14 protein-coding genes and 1 pseudogene are annotated in these 17,191 nt (G+C 64.7%); 12 read left to right on the top strand and 3 right to left on the bottom strand.

From position 1 onward, the window contains the following. Window positions 1-157 precede the first annotated feature (157 nt). The 6 genes from PVZ78_RS29585 to PVZ78_RS29610 all read left to right on the top strand — a co-directional run bounded on the left by PVZ78_RS29585 (window position 158) and on the right by PVZ78_RS29610 (window position 7,040). On the top strand, window positions 158-1,333 hold the full coding sequence (locus PVZ78_RS29585; RefSeq protein WP_009047425.1) for a M20 aminoacylase family protein: 1,176 nt from the start codon (window positions 158-160) through the stop codon (window positions 1,331-1,333). A gap of 108 nt (window positions 1,334-1,441) precedes the next feature. Beyond that, the gene (locus tag PVZ78_RS29590; protein ID WP_009047426.1) at window positions 1,442-2,752 is read left to right on the top strand and encodes a citrate-proton symporter; all 1,311 of its coding nucleotides are present in this window, start codon (window positions 1,442-1,444) and stop codon (window positions 2,750-2,752) included. Beyond that, window positions 2,752-4,209: an amidase gene (locus PVZ78_RS29595; RefSeq protein ID WP_016702081.1), complete on the top strand. Its 1,458-nt coding sequence runs from the start codon at window positions 2,752-2,754 to the stop codon at window positions 4,207-4,209. Before PVZ78_RS29590 ends, PVZ78_RS29595 begins: the two co-directional genes overlap by 1 nt. Before the next feature lie 86 nt (window positions 4,210-4,295). Continuing rightward, window positions 4,296-5,066 (top strand): IclR family transcriptional regulator, encoded by a 771-nt coding sequence (locus tag PVZ78_RS29600; RefSeq protein ID WP_009047428.1) that lies wholly within the window; start codon window positions 4,296-4,298, stop codon window positions 5,064-5,066. A 224-nt stretch (window positions 5,067-5,290) separates the two neighbouring features. After that, window positions 5,291-5,881 carry a YceI family protein gene (locus PVZ78_RS29605; protein ID WP_103331135.1) on the top strand — a complete coding sequence of 197 codons (591 nt, stop codon included), beginning with the start codon at window positions 5,291-5,293 and terminating at the stop codon, window positions 5,879-5,881. A gap of 1 nt (window position 5,882) precedes the next feature. Beyond that, complete coding sequence (locus PVZ78_RS29610; protein WP_273829662.1) at window positions 5,883-7,040, top strand: phospholipase D-like domain-containing protein; 1,158 nt, start codon at window positions 5,883-5,885, stop codon at window positions 7,038-7,040. Between the two features lie 355 nt (window positions 7,041-7,395). On the opposite strand, the gene bglX is transcribed toward PVZ78_RS29610, so the two are convergent. Next, window positions 7,396-9,717, bottom strand: coding sequence for a beta-glucosidase BglX (gene bglX, locus PVZ78_RS29615; RefSeq protein WP_016702084.1), 2,322 nt, complete (start codon window positions 9,715-9,717; stop codon window positions 7,396-7,398). Window positions 9,718-9,970: 253 nt separating this feature from the next. Between bglX and PVZ78_RS29620 the strand changes: the two genes are divergently transcribed. From PVZ78_RS29620 to PVZ78_RS29635, 4 genes are all read left to right on the top strand, one after another. Next, on the top strand, window positions 9,971-10,579 hold the full coding sequence (locus tag PVZ78_RS29620) for a LemA family protein (RefSeq protein ID WP_009047432.1): 609 nt from the start codon (window positions 9,971-9,973) through the stop codon (window positions 10,577-10,579). 73 nt (window positions 10,580-10,652) lie between these two features. Next, a complete protein-coding gene (locus PVZ78_RS29625) occupies window positions 10,653-11,417 on the top strand; it encodes a TPM domain-containing protein (protein WP_273829663.1) in 765 nt (254 codons plus the stop codon). Window positions 11,418-11,446: 29 nt separating this feature from the next. After that, window positions 11,447-12,064 carry a TPM domain-containing protein gene (locus PVZ78_RS29630; protein ID WP_038630794.1) on the top strand — a complete coding sequence of 206 codons (618 nt, stop codon included), beginning with the start codon at window positions 11,447-11,449 and terminating at the stop codon, window positions 12,062-12,064. A 235-nt stretch (window positions 12,065-12,299) separates the two neighbouring features. Next, the gene (locus PVZ78_RS29635; RefSeq protein WP_053268397.1) at window positions 12,300-13,517 is read left to right on the top strand and encodes a class I SAM-dependent methyltransferase; all 1,218 of its coding nucleotides are present in this window, start codon (window positions 12,300-12,302) and stop codon (window positions 13,515-13,517) included. A gap of 150 nt (window positions 13,518-13,667) precedes the next feature. Here the strand turns inward: PVZ78_RS29635 and PVZ78_RS29640 are convergent, their stop codons facing one another. Beyond that, window positions 13,668-14,561, bottom strand: coding sequence for a DMT family transporter (locus PVZ78_RS29640; protein ID WP_101281927.1), 894 nt, complete (start codon window positions 14,559-14,561; stop codon window positions 13,668-13,670). Between the two features lie 416 nt (window positions 14,562-14,977). Between PVZ78_RS29640 and PVZ78_RS29645 the strand changes: the two genes are divergently transcribed. After that, window positions 14,978-15,559 (top strand): DJ-1/PfpI family protein, encoded by a 582-nt coding sequence (locus PVZ78_RS29645; RefSeq protein ID WP_009047437.1) that lies wholly within the window; start codon window positions 14,978-14,980, stop codon window positions 15,557-15,559. A 76-nt stretch (window positions 15,560-15,635) separates the two neighbouring features. Beyond that, complete coding sequence (locus PVZ78_RS29650; RefSeq protein WP_009042529.1) at window positions 15,636-15,941, top strand: ribbon-helix-helix domain-containing protein; 306 nt, start codon at window positions 15,636-15,638, stop codon at window positions 15,939-15,941. Between the two features lie 198 nt (window positions 15,942-16,139). Here the strand turns inward: PVZ78_RS29650 and PVZ78_RS29655 are convergent. Beyond that, window positions 16,140-16,492, bottom strand: a pseudogene (locus PVZ78_RS29655) (DUF6124 family protein). Window positions 16,493-17,191: the final 699 nt, after the last annotated feature.

The raw sequence follows: 17,191 nt of genomic DNA on the forward strand, positions 1-17,191 counted from the left end.
TTGGCTCCCCGCACAAGGTTCCACCCTGTGGAACCACATTTGATTGTCGCAGGCGACGGCTCGCGGTTATCTGAGGGCACGCCGCGATCACGCCTTGCTGCACCGTGAGACGCTCCGAAAAAAAGAACGGGATTACACCCGGCCAAGGAGATACGTCATGACCCGTTTCCCGCATATCTTTGCCTGGCTCGACGACGTCGCCAGCGACCTGCGCGCCGTGCGCCAGGATATCCACGCCCACCCCGAACTCGGCTTCGAGGAGAACCGCACCGCGGCGCTGGTTGCCCGTTCCCTGGAGGAATGGGGCTACCAAGTGCATAGCGGTATCGGCAAGACCGGTGTGGTCGGTGTGCTGCGTAACGGCAGCAGCCCGCGCCGGTTGGGACTGCGTGCCGATATGGACGCCTTGCCGATCGTCGAGAACAGCGGTGTGGCCTATAGCAGCCGCCACAGCGGGTGCATGCATGCCTGCGGGCACGACGGCCACACCGCCATGCTCCTCGGCGCGGCGCGCTACCTGGCGGCCACGCGCCAGTTCGACGGCACCCTGACCCTGATTTTCCAGCCGGCCGAAGAAGGCCAGGGCGGTGCCGAAGCGATGCTTGCCGATGGCCTGCTGGAGCGTTTTCCCTGCGATGCGCTGTTCGGTATGCACAACATGCCGGGGCTGCCGGCCGGTCACCTGGGCTTTCGCGAAGGGCCGATGATGGCCTCCCAGGACCTGCTCACCGTGACTCTGGAAGGCGTGGGCGGGCACGGTTCGATGCCGCACCTGACGGTCGATCCGCTGGTGGCTGCGGCCAGTGTGGTGATGGCCTTGCAAACCGTGGTGGCGCGCAACATCGATGCCCAGGAGGCGGCGGTGGTGACGGTCGGTGCGCTGCAGGCCGGCGAGGCGGCCAACGTCATTCCGCAACAGGCGTTGCTGCGCCTGAGCCTGCGGGCGCTGAACGCGCCAGTGCGCGAGCAGATGCTCGAACGGGTCAAGGCGATCATCCACACCCAGGCTCAGAGCTTTGGCTGCTCGGCCAGCATCGAACACCGCCCGGCCTATCCGGTGCTGGTCAACAGCCCGGAGCAGACCGAATTCGCCCGCCAGGTGGGTGTGGCGCTGCTGGGCGAGCAGGCGGTCGACGGCAACACGCGCAAGCTGATGGGCAGCGAAGACTTCGCCTGGATGCTGCAACGCTGCCCCGGCAGCTACCTGTTCATCGGCAACGGCCTGTCCCGGCCGATGGTCCACAACCCCGGCTACGACTTCAACGACGACATCCTGCTGACCGGCGCCGCCTATTGGGCCGCGCTGGCCGAGAGCTGGCTCGAGCCGGCCTGAGTTTTCCCTTTCTTCTGCCGCTGAATCGGGCGCCGTAGCGCCCGGCACTTCCCATAAGGGCCCGACTCGTTACCCGAGAGGCCCGACAAGAATAGAAGGACAGCGCTCATGCACGCCTCGAGATCCAGTGTTTCGCGTACCCGGCAAGTGGTCGCCGCGGTGATCGGCAACGCCTTGGAGTGGTACGACTTCATCGTCTACGGCTTTCTGGCCAGCATCATCGCCCGGCAGTTTTTTCCCTCCGACGACGAGTACGCCTCGCTGCTGATGGCCCTGGCCACCTTCGGCGTGGGCTTCTTCATGCGGCCGGTGGGCGGCGTTCTGCTGGGCATGTATTCGGACCGCAAAGGCCGCAAGGCCGCCATGCAGCTGATCATCCGCCTGATGACGGTGTCCATCGCCCTGATCGCCTTTGCCCCCAACTACGCGGCCATCGGCATGGGCGCGCCGCTGATGATCGTCGTCGCACGGATGCTGCAGGGTTTCGCCACCGGCGGCGAATACGCCAGCGCCACGGCTTTCCTGGTGGAAAGCGCGCCGGCCCATCGCAAGGGCCTGTACGGCTCCTGGCAACTGGTCGGGCAATGCCTGGCGGTGTTCTCCGGGGCGGCGATGGTGGCGCTGGTCACCCATCTGTTTTCGCCCGAGGACCTCGATCTGTGGGGCTGGCGCCTGCCGTTCGTGATCGGCCTGCTGATCGGTCCGGTGGGCCTGTGGATCCGCAAGTACATGGAAGAGCCGGAAGCCTTCGTCGAGGCCCGCAAGCAGGTGCGCGGCAACGGCCCGGGCCTGATGCAGGTCATACGTGAGCACCGGCGCAGCATCCTGGTGTCCATGGGCCTGGCCTGTGGCGCGACGGTGTCGTTCTACGTGGTGCTGGTGAACATGCCGACCTTCGCCCACAAGAACCTCGGCTTGCCGCTGGACCAGGTGTTGCTGGTGCAGATGTTCGCGGTGGCGCTGATGACGGTGGTGATTCCATTGTCCGGCGCCCTGTCGGACCGGCTGGGGCGGCGCCCGGTGTTGCTGGCCTTTACCCTGGCGTTTTTTGTCATGGTCTACCCGCTGTACGTCTGGGTGGCCGCGGCGCCGTCGATCGAGCGGCTGCTGGTGATGCAGGTGCTGCTGTGCAGCGCCATCGGCGGCTTCTTCGGCCCGGCGCCGACCGCGCTGGCCGAACAGTTCCCGGTGCAGGTGCGTTCCACCGGGGTGTCGGTGGCCTACAACGTGGCGGTCATGGTCTTCGGCGGCTTTGCCCCGCTGATCGTGACCTGGCTCAGCAAGGTGCTGGGCACCCCGGTGGCCCCGGCGTTTTATGTATTGTTTGCCTGCGTGTTGACGCTGCTGGGCACTTATTGCCTGCATGAGGCACCCAAAGAGAAGAAACCGAGCGCACTGAATTTCGGGGTGAAACCTTGATGGATATCGCAGCACAAGACTTTGGGCCCATCGTTGAGCTGGGCGCCGTCGAACTGTCCCGGGCGATCCACGCCCGCAGGTTTTCCTGTCGCGAAGTGATGTTGGCCTACCTGGACCGGATCGAGCGCTGCAACCCCCGGGTCAATGCCCTGGTGTCCCTGCGCGAGCGCCAGGTGTTGCTGGCCGAGGCCGAGGAGCGCGACCGCCAGCTGGACCGGGGCCAGTCCATGGGCTGGATGCACGGCATGCCCCAGGCGATCAAGGACCTGGCGGCCACCGCCGGGCTGCGCACCACCCTGGGCTCGCCGCTGTTCGCCGAACAGATACCGGCCCACGACGCCATCTGCGTGGCGCGGGTCCGGGCCAGCGGGGCGATCATCGTCGGCAAGAGCAACGTGCCGGAGTTCGGCCTGGGCTCGCAAACCTACAACAAGGTGTTCGGCACCACCGGCAACGCCTACGACCCGAGGCTGAATGCCGGCGGCAGCAGTGGCGGGGCGGCGGTGGCCCTGGCGCTGCGCATGCTGCCGGTGGCCGATGGCAGCGACATGATGGGCTCGTTGCGCAACCCGGCGGCCTTCAACAATGTCTTTGGCCTGCGCCCGTCCCAGGGCCGGGTGCCTCACGGCCCGGCACCGGAGCTGTTCGTCCAGCAACTGGCCACCGAGGGGCCGATGGGCCGCAGCGTGGCCGATATCGCGCGCTTGCTGGGCACCCAGGCCGGGTACGACCCGCGGGTGCCCTTGTCGCTCAAGGACGACCCGGCGATCTTCAACGAGCCCTTGCAACGGGATTTTCGCGGCGCGCGCCTGGGCTGGCTGGGGGACTTTGACGGCTACCTGGCCATGGACGACGGCGTGCTGGCGCTGTGCGAAGCGGCGCTGGGGGACTTTCGCCAACTGGGCTGCGAGGTCGAAGCCTGCCAGCCGGCGTTTTCCATGGCGGCGCTGTGGCAGTGCTGGCTGGTGCATCGGCATTGGCTGGTCCAGGGCAACCTGGGGCCGCTGTATGCCGACCCGCAGAAGCGCCACCTGCTCAAGCCCGAGGCGCAGTGGGAAGTCGAGGGCGGGCTGGGCCTGAGCGCGGCGGAGGTCTACCGCGCCTCGCAGGTTCGCAGCGATTGGTACCGGGCCCTGGAGCGCCTGTTCGAACGTTACGATTTCCTGCTGCTGCCCAGCGCCCAGGTGTTCCCTTTCGATGCAGGGGTGCCATGGCCACGCTTTGTCGGAGGGCGGGAGATGGACACCTACCATCGCTGGATGGAAGTGGTGATCGGTCCGACCCTGGCCGGCCTGCCGAGCCTCAGCGTGCCGGTCGGCTTCAATCCGGCGGGCTTGCCCATGGGCATGCAGATCATCGGCCCGGCCCAGGCCGACCGGGCGGTGTTGCAGCTCGGTCATGCCCACGAACAACTGACGCAGTGGGTCAGGCGCCGGCCGCCTGGTCATCCGTTGTAACCCTCGAACCGGGGTGTGCGGGTTTATCGGGCCCGCATCTTGCTGCGTAAAACGCTCATCCATCCGCTTATCAGGGAGGTCGGCATATGGCCAGCAAGGTAGAAACCGGCAGTGTGCGTTCGGTCGAACGGGCGTTGGCGATCGTCGAGCTGCTGGGCCAGCACCAGGCCCTGGGCCTGGAGGAACTGCACTACCTGACGGCGCTGCCCAAGGCCACGGTATCGCGCATGCTCCTGACGTTGCAGGAGCAGGGCTGGATCTATCGCGGCCTGAGCGACCGGCGCTATCGGCTGTGCGCCAGGCGGCTGTTCGGCGACCAGCAGCAACGCTTCAAGCGGCAGTTGGTGGAGCGTGCCGCGCCCTGGTTGCAGGCGTTGAGCGAGCGCACCGGGCTGGTGGTCGACCTGTCGTGTTTCGACGGCGAACGCCTGGAGGTCATGGAAAGTTCGATCCCGGCAGTGCTGCGCAAGCGTTACCCGCATAACTGCCAGATCGTCGGCCACTATTCGAGCCTGTTCCATTCGGCGATGGGCAAGGCCTGCCTGGCCGAACTGGATCACGAGCAAGTCCAGCGCCTGGCCGTCCGCGAGCGGGTGCCCCAGGAGGACCAGTACCGCGCCTGCGAACAATCCCAGCATCAGGGTTTCGGCCAGCGCACCGAGGGTTATTGGGAGTACCCGGTGCGGCTGCCGTTCCTGATCCGCGCCGTGGCCTTGCCGATTCGTGACCAGGGCCGGCTGGTGGGCAGCATGGCCCTGCACTGGCCGATGGACCAGGCGCCGGTGGAGCGGGTGCTGAGTTTGCACCTGGCGAGCCTCGAGGCGACTGTCCACGATGTCGAGCGCAGCTTGATCTAGACTCAGCCGCTCGGCCTGGCATTGCGGCGTATCCGGACCACCGGCTGCCCTGTTCGGGGCCGCTGCAAGGCCATCGTGGCCTACGGCAGCGGCTACAGGGGACCGGGGATCTTTTTCGTCTTTATGCACTCCGAGTATTCGCCGTTCACGGCCCTGTCGCTGTTTGCAAGCGCACGCGGGCCGGTTAAGGTTCGGCTCAGATTTCTCGACCCCATGAGTCTTCCATGTTCAACGCCTCTTTCCCCAAGGCCCTGGCCGCTTTGCTGTTGGCCTGCGCGGCCTGGCCGGCCCAGGCCAACTGGTACCTGGACAACGAGTCCTCGCGCCTGTCTTTCGTCACCACCAAAAATGCCAATGTTTCCGAAGTCCATCGTTTCCTGGTCCTGCACGGCAAGGTCGACGCCAAGGGCATGGCGCAGTTGGAAGTCGAGCTGGACTCGATCAACAGCGGGATTCCGCTGCGCGACGAGCGCATGCGCAAGGAGCTGTTCGAGATCGACCGGCATCCGGATGCCCTGATCAACGCGCAAATCAACCTGCGGCCGATCAACGACCTGGCGCCCGGCGCGCAGATCGAACTGCGTCTGCCGGTCAATGTCACCCTGCACGGCAAACAGCACGAATACACCGCCGAACTGCTGGCCACGCGCCTGGATGACCGACGCTTCCAGGTGGTGACCCTGGAGCCGCTGGTGCTCAACGCTGCCGATTTCGACCTGGTGCCGGGGCTCGAAACCCTGCGCAAGGCGGCCGGCCTGTCGGCGATCAGCCTGTCGGTGCCGGTGGGTGCGGTGCTGATCTTCACGGCGCGCTGATATGGCGGGCGCAGTCTTTCCCTGGCGTGAAGGCAATCGTTTCGAGTTGCTGATCGACGGTCCGAGTTTTTTCCCGCGGATGCTGGTGGCGATTGCCCGGGCCCGTGAGCAGGTGGAACTGGAGCTGTACCTGGTGGAGGCGGGCGCCTGCGCCGAGGCCATGGTCCAGGCCCTGACCCAGGCCGCCGAGCGCGGGGTGCGGGTGCGTTGCCTGTTCGATGACTACGGCAGCCTGGCCTTCACCATGGGCCTGCGCCAACGCTTGACCGGCGCCGGGGTCGAGCTGCGTTTCTACAATCGCCTGAGCTGGCGCCGCGGGGTGCGCAACCTCTATCGCGACCACCGCAAGTTGCTGCTGGTGGATCAGGAGCTGGCGGTGGTCGGCGGCACTGGCGTGACCGATGAATTCTGGAACCCGCTGCAGGACAGCTGCGACTGGCATGAAGTCATGGTGGAGATCAGCGGCCCGCTGGTGCTCGACTGGCAGATGCTGTTCGACCGGCAGTGGATCGCCAACCGTCATCGCACCGCCTGGAAGCCGGCGTCGAACTTCGGTCTGCCACGCCTGCCGCGCGTGCCGGCCCAGGGCGCGGGCATGGGCCGGGTGGCCTATGCTGACGCCCGGCAACACCGGGACATTCTGCAATCGCTGGTGCGCGCGCTGAACAGCGGGCACCGGCGGATCTGGCTGGCGACTCCGTATTTCCTGCCGACCTGGAAGGTCCGCCGCTCCCTGCGCCGCGCGGCCGGACGCGGGGTGGACGTGCGCCTGCTGCTGACCGGGCCGCGCACCGATCACCCGTCGGTGCGTTATGCCGGGCATCGTTATTACCCGCGCTTGCTGCGGGCCGGGGTGAAGATCTTCGAATACCAGCCACGTTTCCTGCACCTGAAGATGGTGCTGATCGACGATTGGGTGAGCATCGGCTCGTGCAACTTCGATCACTGGAACCTGCGTTTCAACCTCGAGGCCAACCTCGAAGCCCTCGACATGCCACTGACCGATGCGGTGGTGGCGAGCTTCCTCGCCGACTTCGACCAGAGCCAGGAAGTCAGCCTCGAAGCCTGGAAAAACCGCCCGCTGTGGCGGCGGATCAAGCAGCGGATCTGGGGCTGGGTGGACCGGCTGGTGGTGAACCTGCTCAATCGCCGCGACTGACCCCGCCCTGGCCTGGTACGGCTTCTGCTTCTGTAGGAGCCAAGCTTGCTGGCGATGCGGGCAACGCGGCGTGTCAGGGAAATCGCTATCGCGGGCAAGCCTCGCTCCTACACCGACCTGGCGCGGCTTGTGCTTCTGTCGGAGCCAAGCTTGCTGGCGATATGGGCAACGCGGTGTGTCAGGAGAATCGCTATCGCGGGCAATCGAGCGTCGACCGGCCGCTCCTACAGAAGCGACGCGGCTTTGGCTTCTGTAGGAGCCAAGCTTGCTGGCGATGCGGGCAACGCGGTGTGTCAGGGAAATCGCTATCGCGGGCAAGCCTCGCTCCTACATAGGAGCGAGGCCGGGGGGAGGGTTACAGCAGTTCGAAGCTCTGTTGCTTGACGTCCCGGGAGTCCAGGCCGATCTCGACCTTGAACTCGCCCGGTTCCGCGGCGTACTTGAGCTGGGCGTTGTAGAACTTCAGGTCGTCTTCGCTGATGCTGAAGTGGATCACCTTCTGTTCGCCGGCCTTGAGCTGCACTTTCTGGAAGCCCTTCAGCTCCTTGATCGGGCGGATGATGGAGCCGGCGACGTCCTGGATATACAGCTGCACCACGGTTTCGCCGTCGCGCTTGCCGGTGTTTTTCAGGGTCACGCTGGCGTCGAGCTTGCCGCTCTTGTTCAGGGTGGTCGACGACAGGGCCATGTCCGACAGGCTGAACGTGGTGTAGCTCAGGCCATAACCGAACGGAAACAGGGGGCCGGTGGTGTCGTCGAAATACTGCGAGGTGTAGTTGCCCGGCTTGCCCGGGGTGAACGGCCGGCCGATGGTCAGGTGGTTGTAGTAGGTCGGGATCTGCCCCACCGAGCGGGGGAAGGTGATCGGCAGCTTGCCGGACGGGTTGTAGTCGCCGAACAGCACGTCGGCGATGGCGTTGCCGCCTTCGGTGCCGCTGAACCAGGTTTCCAGGATCGCGTCGGCCTGTTGGTTCTCGTCGAGCAGCGCCAGCGGCCGGCCGTTCATCAACACCAGCACCAGTGGCTTGCCGGTGGCCTTGAGGGCCTTGATCAGCTCGCGCTGGCTGGCCGGGATGTGCAGGTCGGTACGGCTCGAGGATTCGTGGGACATGCCCCGCGATTCGCCCACCGCCGCCACCACCACATCAGCCTGCTGCGCGGCCTTCACCGCTTCGTCGATCAACTGCTGGGCCGGGCGTGGATCGTCCACCACTTCCGGGGCATCGAAGTTGAGGAAGTTCAGGTAGTCGACCACGGCCTTGTCGGCGGTGATGTTCGAGCCACGGGCGTAGATCAGTTGCGCCTTGTCGCCCAGGGCGTTGCTCATGCCGTCGAACAGGGTGACCGATTGCGCCGGCACGCCGGCAGCGGCCCAACTGCCCATCATGTCGATCGGCGCCTTGGCCAGCGGGCCGACCAGGGCGATCTTGCCGGCCTTTTTCAGCGGCAGGGTTTCATTGGCGTTCTTCAGCAGCACCAGGCTGCGGCGCGCCACATCGCGGGCGTCGCTGCGGTGCAGGCGGCTTTCGGCGTTGGTGTCGGCCGGGTCCTGCTCGGCCTTGCCGATGCGCAGGTAGGGGTTGGCGAACAGGCCCATGTCGTACTTGGCGGCCAGTACTTCGCGCACGGCGTTGTCCAGGTCGCGCTGGCTGACCTCGCCGGACTTGATCAGCCCCGGCAGCTCCTTGGCGTACAGCGAGTCGTTCATGCTCATGTCGATGCCGGCCTTGATCGCCAGCTTGGCGGCTTCGCGGCCGTCCTTGGCGACACCGTGGCGCATCAGCTCGACGATGGCGCCGTGGTCGCTCACCGCCAGGCCCTTGAAGCCCCACTCCTTGCGCAGCAGGTCGTTCATCAGCCAGGTGTTGGAGGTGGCCGGCACGCCGTTGATCGAGTTCAACGCCACCATCACCCCGCCGGCACCGGCGTCGATCGCGGCGCGGTAGGGCGGCAGGTAGTCCTGGTACATCTTCACCGGGCTCATGTCGACGACGTTGTAGTCACGACCGCCTTCGACCGCGCCGTACAGGGCGAAGTGCTTGACGCTGGCCATGATGCTGTCGGCGTTCTTCGGGCTGTCGCCCTGGTAGGCCTTGACCATGACCTTGGCGATGCGCGAGACCAGGTAGGTGTCTTCGCCGAAGCCTTCGGAGGTGCGACCCCAGCGTGGGTCGCGGGAGATGTCGACCATCGGCGCGAAGGTGATGTCCAGGCTGTCGGCGCTGGCTTCCTGGGCGGCGATGCGCCCGGAGCGGCCGATGGCGTCCATGTCCCAGCTCGACGCCAGGGCCAGGGGGATCGGGAAGATCGTGCGGTGGCCGTGGATCACGTCATAGGCGAAGAACATCGGGATCTTCAGCCGGCTGCGCATGGCCGCGTCCTGCATCGGCCGGTTTTCCGGGCGGGAGATGGAGTTGAAGGTGCCGCCGATGCGGCCGGCGGCGATTTCCTTGCGGATCATCTCGCGGGGCATTTCCGGGCCGATGCTGATCAGGCGCAACTGGCCGATCTTTTCATCCAGGGTCATCTGCTTGAGCAGGTTGTCGATGAAGGCGTCCTTGTTCTGCAGGACCGCATCGGAAAAGGGTTTTTCCTGGGCCGCTACCGGCGTGGTGGCGGCCAGGGCAGGGTGACTGGCCAGGCTGACCAGCAAGCCCAGCAAACACAGCTTCTTCATGAATATTGTTCTCTAGGGCCTAAAACAGACGCGATCAGTACGCGTCGAGCGGCCGAAAATTGGGAGAGCGGCTAATAAAGGAACGACTATTGTTGTTCGGATAAATGCAGCACACTTCTGAACTCTTTTTCGCGCTGGGCATCTTTTAGCCGATTGGCCCGATGCAATCCAGTGGTGGCGGCAGATTATGTCGATGCACTCGATTCAAAGGGTTACAGGTTCCATCCCCTAGGTTGCAAGGAGCGTCACCACCATGAACGTACGACAGAGCCTGTGCTCAAGCTGGCCCATGATGGCATTGCTGCTGCTCGGCAGCCTGCTCAGTGGCTGCGGGATCAACAACATCCCGACCCTCGACGAACAGGCCAAGGCGGCCTGGGGCCAGGTACAGAACCAGTACCAGCGTCGCGCCGACCTGATCCCCAACCTGGTGGAAACGGTCAAGGGCTACGCCAGGCACGAACAGGAGACCCTGACCGCGGTGATCGAGGCGCGGGCCAAGGCCACCTCGATCCAGGTCGATGCCAGCACCCTGGACAACCCGGAAAGACTCAAGCAGTACCAGCAGGCCCAGGACCAGCTGACCGGTGCCTTGAGCCGTCTGATGGTGGTGTCCGAGCGTTATCCGGACCTCAAGGCCAACCAGAACTTCCTGGCCCTGCAGTCGCAGCTCGAAGGCACCGAGAACCGCATCGCCGTGGCCCGTCGCGATTTCATCCTCGCGGTGCAGAAGTACAACACCGAGATCCGCACCTTCCCCGGCCGCCTGTGGCACAGCGTGATGTACAGCGACCTGCCGGTGCGCGAGACCTTCGAGGCCACCAGCCCCGACGCCGACAAAGCGCCAGAAGTGAAGTTCTGATCAGCAGCGGCTGCCCGCGGATCGCACGAGCGGCCGCGGGATCCGGCCCGGCGTTACCACGGATGAGGTTCCAATGCGCGTGTTGAGAGTTGGCCTGGTGCTGTTGCTCTGGGTGTTTGCGATAACGGCCCAGGCCGAGCTGAAGTTCCCGGCGCTGAGCGGGCGGGTGGTGGACAACGCCCAGATGATCGAGCCGACGGTGCGCCAGCAACTGACCCAGGAGCTGGCCTCCCACGAGCAGTCCACTGGCGAGCAGGTGGTGGTCGTGACCCTGCCGGACCTGCAAGGCACCAGCATCGAGGATTTCGGCTATCAGCTGGGGCGCTACTGGGGCATCGGCCAGAAGGACAAGAACAACGGCGCCTTGTTGATCGTCGCCCGCGATGATCGCAAGCTGCGCATCGAAGTCGGTTATGGCCTGGAAGACCGCCTGACCGACGCGCAAAGCTCGGTGATCATCCATCAGGTCATCACCCCGGCCTTCAAGGCCGGCAATTTCAGCAAGGGCATCAGTGACGGCGTGTCGGCCATGTTGCTGGTGCTGGGCGGCAATCCGCTGGACGAGCCGAGCGCCGCCTATGACGGTGGCGGCGAGCGCGGCAGCGAGTTTTTCGATCGGCATCCCGGCGCCCTGGTGTTCCTGGTGCTGCTGTTTTTCGTGACGATCTTCGTCTGCCAATTGCTTGGCATCCTGCCCAGCGGTGGCGGCGGGCGTGGCGGTTCCGGCGGTTTTGGCGGGGGCGGTTTTGGTGGCGGAGGCTTTGGCGGCGGAGGCGGGGGGGGCTTCAGCGGTGGCGGTGGTAGCTTTGGCGGCGGCGGATCGTCAGGCGGCTGGTGACTAAAAATAATCGATGAGTATGGGAAGACATGGCACTACTGAGTGAGTACGAACAACGGCAGGTCGCCGAGGCGATCGCCCGGGTCGAACAGCAGACCGATGCCGAACTGGTCACCGTGCTGGCCGCCCGCGCCGACGACTATGCCTATATCCCCTTGCTCTGGGCCAGCCTGCTGGCGCTGATCGTGCCGGGCGTGGTGCATTACGCCACCGGCTGGATGAGCATGCACCTGTTGCTGCTGGTGCAGTGGGTGACCTTTATCGTGCTCTGCCTGGTGTTCCGCATTCCGCGCATCACCACCCGCCTGATTCCGCGCTCGGTACGCCACTGGCGCGCCTCGAACCTGGCCCGCCGCCAGTTTCTCGAACAGAACCTGCACCACACTGTCGGCAGCACCGGGATGCTGATCTTCGTCTGCGAAGCCGAGCGCTATGTGGAGATCCTGGTGGACGAGGGCATTTCCAAGCGCCTCGACGACAAGACCTGGGACACCATCGTCCAGGCTTTCACCCAGCAGGTGAAGCAGGGGCAGACCCTGCAAGGCTTCATCACCTGCATCGAGGCCTGCGGCGAACTGCTCAAGGTGCATGTGCCGGTGACCCACGTGCGCAACGAACTGCCCAACCGCCTGGTGGTCCTGGCCTGATCCCCCCCGCTCCTGTAGCCGCTGCCGCAGGCTGCAATCGGCCGAAGGCCGTGGCGTCCGCAAGATCGCTGGAGGTCCTGCGGACCTTGCGCAGCCTTCGGCAGCGGCTACAGGAAGCCCGCTCCCGCAGAATCTGCGCCGCCGGGTAAATAACTCCGTGCCCCGGCGGGCCATCCCCCCTAAAATACCCGCCATTCCCCGATTCACACCCGCACCGCCCGAGGCGCCTTTTTCCATGTCTGCAACCGCAACCCCCGCCAGCCTTGCGCCGGATCATCACGCCCAGTTTCTTGAGCTGCTGGAAACCAGCCTGGCGCAGAACGCCTTTATCAAACTGGTGCTGGCCAAGCATGTGGGGGCCGAGGCGGATTTGCAGCGGCTGATCATCAAGCAGCTGACGGTCAAGGAGCAGCCGTGCCTGTCCTTCGTCTACCGCTACAAGACCCGCGACATCACCAAGAACTTCCCCCTGGACGAAGGCGTGGCGCTGATCGCCGGGCTGCTGCCGGCGTCGTTCAAGAACGCGCACCTGCTGTCGCTCACCGATGAAGTGCAGCTCGAATACAGCAAGAAGGGCAAAAGCTCGCTGTTCAAGGGCAAGGCCCAGCAGCAGCGCGAAGTGCCGTCCGCCGAGCACAACCGCGAGAAGAACCGCTACCTGGAGCTGAGCCGGCCCTTCCTCACCGACCTGGGGGTGACCAACAAGCAGCACGAGTTGATCCCGGCGATGTCGCGCAAGTGGAAGCAGATCAACAAGTTCATCGAGGTCTTCAGCCATGCGCTGAGTTCGTCGCCGATCGACCTGCAGCAGCCGGTGCGGGTGGCGGACTTCGGCTCTGGCAAGGGCTACCTGACCTTCGCCATCCACGACTACCTGTGCAACACCTTGCAGGCGCAAGGGCAGGTGACCGGTGTCGAACTGCGCGAAGACATGGTGACCCTGTGCAACGCCGCGGCGGCGCGCCTGGACCATCAGGGCCTGGAGTTCAAATGCGGCGACGTGCGCAGCGTGGCGCCGAGCGAGCTGGACGTGATGATCGCCCTGCATGCCTGCGATATCGCCACCGACTACGCGATCCACACCGGCATTCGTTCCGGTGCGTCGATCATCATGTGCTCGCCGTGCTGCCACAAGCAGATCCGCCCGCAGATGCAGAGCCCGGCGCTGCTCAAGCCGATGCTGCAATACGGCCTGCACCTGGGCCAGCAGGCGGAGATGGTTACCGACAGCCTGCGCGCGCTGTTCCTCGAAGCCTGTGGCTACGAGACCAAGGTCTTCGAGTTCATCTCCCTGGAACACACCAACAAGAACAAGATGATCCTCGCGGTCAAACGTGCCGAACCCCAGGACCCGACCCAACTGCTGGCGAAGATCGGCGAACTCAAGGCGTTCTACCACATCAGCGAGCACTGCCTGGAAACCCTGCTGCGGGCCGACGGCTACCTGAGCTGACCACGCGCCTGTAGCCGCTGCCGCAGGCTGCGATCGGCACCGAAGGGGCCGCAAACCAGGCGACGCGCTACATCTGACAGGGCCGGGATACCGCCTTTGCGCCGGCTACGCCGTCGATCGTCCGAACGCGGCCCGAACCTGCGGCAGCGGCTACAGGGCGCGTGCTGGGGTTGCTTGCTGCACGGCAGTCTTGCGCCCGAGCATCACGGTAAGGATCACGCCCACGGCGAACAGCCAGGTGACCGGTTCCACCTGTTCGCCGAAGAACAGCGCCGAGAAGGCGATGGTGAAGAAGATCTGCAGCAGCTGGATCTGGCTGACCCGGGCGATACCGCCCATGGCCAGCCCGGCGTACCAGGCAAAAAAGCCGATGAACTGCGAGAACAGCGCCACGTAGCCGAAGGCCCACCAGGTCTTTGCCGAAACCGCGCCCTGATGCTGCGCCGCGAGGTACCAGACCGGGCCGATCAACAGCGGCGTCGACAGCACCAGGGCCCAGCAGATCACCTGCCAGCCGCCCATCTCCCTGGCCAGCCGGCCGCCTTCGGCATAACCCAGCCCGCCGACCGCAATCGCCCCGAGCATCAGCAAGTCGCCGGCCTGGATACTGCCGGCGCCGCTGATCAGCGCGTAACCCAGGACCAATGCGCTGCCCAGTGCGGCGCAGCCCCAGAAGGCTTTCGACGGCCGTTCATGGGACAGCCACGCCGCGTACAGCGCCACGCACAAGGGTTGCAGGCCATTGACCAGCGCGCCGTGGGACGCCGGCAGGGTCTGCATGGCCCAGGCCGACAGCACCGGAAACCCCAGGATCACCCCGGCGATCACCAGGCTCAGGCCTTTGATCTGGTGCCAGGTCGGCCATTTTTCCCGCCGCCAGAGCAACAGCAGCGCCGCCGGGATCGCCGCGAACAGCGCCCGTCCCAGGCCGTTGAGCAGTGGGTGAAGTTCCTGCACCACGATGCGGGTGAAGGGCAGGGTCAGGCTGAAAATAACCACGCCGAGCAGGCCCAGGGCCATGCCGGTGTTTTCGCGGGAAGACATGATGACAACCGTTTTTTATTGGGGAAGGGCAGGTGCGCTTATCTAGCCATAAACCCACCGCGGCACCCTGTTACAGCTGTACGCAGAGTTATCCATACAGTTCGGCTTCTGTAGGAGCGGCCGGTCGACGCTCGATTGCCCGCGATGAACGATAACGCGGTGTATCAGGCAATCCGCGTCGCTTTTATCGCGGGCAAGCCTCGTTCCTGCAGGCCATGGGTCACGCTTTTTTGTAGGAGCGAAGCTTGCTCGCGATGAACGATGACGCGGTGTGCCAGGTAATCCACGGTGCCTTTATCGCGGGCAAGCCTCGCTCCTACAGAAGCGTTGAGGGCGTAGTACCGGGTTATTACCCGGCCTCGCGGATAAGGACTACCTTGAACATTCCTGTTTTCCCTTGTAGAGGAGTCATCTCCATGGCCGCGAAAAAAATCCTCATGCTGGTCGGCGATTACGTCGAGGACTACGAAGTGATGGTGCCGTTCCAGGCGCTGCTGATGGTCGGCCACACCGTGCATGCGGTGTGCCCGGACAAAAAGGCCGGGCAGACCGTGCGCACCGCGATCCACGACTTCGAAGGCGACCAGACCTACAGCGAAAAACCGGGCCATCAGTTCGCCCTGAACTTCGATTTCGCCAAGGTCGAGGCGGCCGATTATGACGCGCTGCTGATACCTGGCGGTCGCGCCCCGGAGTACCTGCGGCTGAACGAAAAGGTCCTGCAACTGGTGCAGGCCTTCGACAAGGCTGGCAAGCCGATCGCCGCCGTCTGCCACGGCGCCCAGCTGCTGGCCGCGGCGGGTATTCTCGAAGGCCGCGAGTGCAGCGCCTATCCGGCCTGCGCCCCGGAAGTGCGCCTGGCCGGCGGTACCTACATCGATATCCCGGTGACGGACAGCCACGTTCAAGGCAATCTGGCGACAGCCCCGGCCTGGCCGGCGCACCCCAGCTGGCTGGCCGGTTTCCTCGGCCTGCTGGGCACCAAAATCACCCTGTAAACGGATGACCCGCTGGCGCTGCTTTTCTGTCAGGAAGCAGCGCCATCGTCCTACCGCCAACCGAGGAGCGCCCAGCATGTGCGAGCTCTACGTCAAAGCCGACCCGATCCTCTACGAGTCCCGCTCGCGCTCGCTGCGCATCTGCGGGGTGGTCACCACCCTGCGCCTGGAGAACCAGTTCTGGGACATCCTCAGCGAAATCGCCGAAGTCGATGGCATGACCACCAACCAGTTGATCGCCAAGCTCTACGAAGAAGTGATGGATTACCGCGGCGAGGTGGTGAATTTCGCCTCCTTCCTGCGGGTCAGTTGCACCCGCTACCTGAGCCAGCGCCGCAGCGCCACGCCGGAACTCAGCGTAGTGCGCAGCGCCACCAAATAACCCTGCGATCCCCGCAATCCCTGTAGCCGCTGCCGAGCCTTGGCGAGGCTGCGATCGACTTGGGCGGCACTCCGACGTAGCAGGCGCCAAGCCAGGCGACGCCACACATCAGACATACCGTGTCGCCAGGTTTTACGGGGCTGCGCCCCGATCGCAGCCTCGCCAAGGCTCGGCAGCGGCTACAGGATTCGTTTCAGGTCATGAGGTCGGGCGCGTGCCATCGAGCAGGGCATCCACCACTGCCCGGGCCATTTCCACCGAATGCACCATGGACCAGATCAGCCCGCGCTCGACGCCGCTGGCGCGTTCGGTGATTTCATCGGAAACCTCCTCGGCGCATTTGAGCAGCAGGGAAACGTGCATCAGCGCGTCTTCGGCATTGACGCCGGGTTGCACGGCGAACAGTGGGTTGTGCTGGCCATCGCGCAGGCCAAAGGGGCGGCGGCGTGTGCCTTGCAAGGTGGCGATCAGGCTGGCGTTGGCGCGATCCAGTTCCGGGTCGCGCAGTTTACGAGGGGATTGCAGGGGGGATCGGGGACGAGCTTTTTCATGAGGTGATTTCTCCAGTTGTTCAAGGAACCGCCGGGTCTCACTTCCACATGAGAGGTGGCAGCCGTACGCAGGTGTGGAAGACCGGACTGAAGAACCGGCGCACCCGAGGGTGCCCCACATACAGCCGCCATAAAACGAACTCACCAGGACTGAAGGTCACTGATGTTTTCGTATGAGACGAATTGCACGCTCTCCAGAACCAGACTTCCACATCCGGGCCGCTGATTTTGCAGCGACCCAGGCAGACTGCCTGATCGGTTTGAGGGGGACAAGACGCTCAAAGGCGTTGGGGGTTTTCTAGGAAATACCTTACAAAACAAAGCGAAACTTCTTCTCCGCCCAGCACCTCTCCCTGACCAATACCTGTAGCCGCTGCCGAGCCCCAGCGAGGCTGCGATGGTCCGGGCCACGCTGGTCGCAGGACCTCCAGCGGCTGTGAGAATGTCATCGCGGGCAAGCCTCGCTCCTACAGGTCCGTGGCGATCTTGGCTTGTGTAGGAGCCAGGCTTGCCGGCGATGCGGGCAATGCGCTGTGTCTGACGTACCGCTATCGCGGGCAAGCCTCGTTCTTACAGGTTCGTGGCGATCTTGGCTTGTGTAGGAACCAGGCTTGCCGGTGATGCGGGCAATGCGCTGTGTCTGACGTACCGCTATCGCGGGCAAGCCTCGCTCCTACAGGTCCGTGGCGGTCTTGGCTT

This window comes from Pseudomonas sp. SBT1-2, from assembly GCF_028640875.1.
GTDB classification, from domain to species: Bacteria; Pseudomonadota; Gammaproteobacteria; order Pseudomonadales; family Pseudomonadaceae; genus Aquipseudomonas; species Aquipseudomonas chlororaphis_I.